The organism is Eudoraea sp. (assembly GCF_049669105.1).
Classification (GTDB): Bacteria; Bacteroidota; Bacteroidia; order Flavobacteriales; family Flavobacteriaceae; genus Eudoraea.
Map to the genome: position 1 here is coordinate 1 of NZ_JBATKE010000031.1, position 2,073 is coordinate 2,073.

Here is a 2,073-nt window from a genome sequence, read left to right on the forward strand (position 1 = left end):
TATATCCTCAGGTTCTAAAAAATTTAGATTAACGCCCTGGTTTTCAAAATTTTTTTTGCAGTAAATGTTCTTACCACCAATAGGATTGAAATAAGTGTGACCACCTAATTCCTTAGTTATATTTATAAGTCGAATTGATCTTTCCTGACCTTTTGTATGATTAAATGACACAGAAGAATATTTAAAATCCACCTTTATTTCCAAATACTTCGAAACTGATTCTACTGAAGATGCAGCTAATTTTGAGATATTTTGAATATCAGATTGAAATACCGATTCAATTATTGGAAAAACGTCCTTAAAAAAAGGTGCTTTTATATAGGCTTGTTTTATAGTTTGAATTATGCCTTCGGGATATCCCTTGAATTTCTCTGAAATCTGTATTTCATTTATCAACTTATTTTGGCTTTTATTTGCTAATGGTACAGTAAAAATATATTCCTCATTTTTGAGTAGAATTCTATTTCGATTGATAAAACCTCCCTTTATAAAATTTACGTCATCAGCAAAAACAAATACATCAACCGCATTCACTAGTTGGAAATATCCCAGGTATGGGAATAGATATGGTTGCATCATAGCAACATTCATTTCTTAATTGTTTTGAGCTCTTAATAACAGTCTACATATCATATCTACTTCTTCCAAGGTAAGATCAAAGTATAGTGGCAAACAAAATACACGCTTAGAAATATCATCTGCCCATTTGAGTGGTTTTGATTCCAAATAAGGTAACGAGTGTGACAAAGACGGGTAAAAATAGCGTCTCCCGAATATTTCATTCAATTTAAGTAAATCAATAGACTTTAGTAGTAACTCTTCATTATCAAAAACAATCGGATAATAGGCATAATTAGCCTTCGAATCCTTATGCCATAACGGTTTAATTGCTTTGAAAGTCTTTAATTTTTCGTCATATCGACCCGTCAACAATTTACGTTTATCATGTATGGCTTGAATATAATTAAAATTAGCCAATCCCATTGCGGCATGAAACTCTGAATTCTTGCCATTTATTCCCAGATTATAAAACGTTTCCGGACCGGAGTGTCCAAAATTTCGCATATGGGCCATTTCCTTTAACAATTTTGGTTCCTTGGTTATCACCAAACCACCCTCACCTGAGTGAAATAACTTGGTTGCATGTAAGCTACAGGTAGAAATATCACCATAATTAAAAATAGAAGTACCATTAACTTTGACTCCAAAGGCATGGGCAGCATCATAAATTACTTTAAGCTTATGTTTCTTCGCTATCTTTTCAATAGCCATCACATCGCATGGATTACCGTATACATGAGTTGCCACAATGGCTGAAGTTTTCGCGGTAATAGCAGCTTCAATTTTAGTGGGATCTATGTTTAAGCTTTTTGGATCTATATCTACGTAAACAGGTTCACAATTTTCCCAAACAATGCTGCTGGTAGTTGCCACATACGTAAACGGAGTGGTAATAATTTCACCTTTCAAATCCAATGCCTTAATAGCCATTTGCAGTGCTACAGTGCCATTGGTGACGAATAATAAATGGTCAACGCCCAGATGGTCTTTCAGTTTCATTTCAAGATCGCTGGCCAGCGGCCCCATATTGGTTAGCCATTGACGTTTCCAAATACCATGCAATAAAATATCATAGTCCTCCTTGGGCGGTATAAAGGGTAAGGTTACTTGTATCATAACTTGCGGTTTTTTATAATTGTTAATAGATCATATAAAGGGCTTGTTTTAAAAAAGGAATTAATCAATAGATAAAAAGTAATTCCTGCTAGTGAAGCAAAAGCTATTTGTACGATATCACTATAGTCGATAAATAAATAAACTGAATAGTACATCAATAAAAAAGTAAGACTGGCTAGTAGTAAAATTGGCAGCATATCCAATAATTGACGCTTTGTAGTATAATGTATTAATTTACTACTGTAATATGTATTAATAAGCAAACTGATAATGGAAACAATTACGCTACTCCAAACCAGGCCAATAACCCCAAATTGTAAACCTAAAATTATACCTATAGCAAGGAATGATTTTTTAAATACTTCCAATTTTAAAAACAAGTCGCTTCTTCCATAT

General features: G+C 33.4%; 3 protein-coding genes. All 3 read right to left on the bottom strand.

Features of this window, described 5'->3' with window-relative positions; genetic code table 11:
* A partial coding sequence (locus WBM60_RS02190) for a WbqC family protein (RefSeq protein ID WP_424282714.1) occupies positions 1 to 591 on the bottom strand: 591 nt, incomplete at its 3' end.
* A 3-nt stretch (positions 592 to 594) separates the two neighbouring features.
* The gene (locus tag WBM60_RS02195) at positions 595 to 1,677 is read right to left on the bottom strand and encodes a DegT/DnrJ/EryC1/StrS family aminotransferase (RefSeq protein ID WP_424278851.1); all 1,083 of its coding nucleotides are present in this window, start codon (positions 1,675 to 1,677) and stop codon (positions 595 to 597) included.
* Positions 1,674 to 2,073 (bottom strand): polysaccharide biosynthesis C-terminal domain-containing protein (locus WBM60_RS02200; RefSeq protein WP_424282715.1); only part of this gene is annotated, 400 nt, incomplete at its 5' end. The genes WBM60_RS02195 and WBM60_RS02200, both read right to left, overlap by 4 nt.

Coding starts and splice junctions, on each gene's coding strand:
- WBM60_RS02195 (WP_424278851.1), bottom strand. CDS start 1,677: ATGATACAAGTAACCTTACCCTTTATACCGCCCAAGGAGGACTATGAT.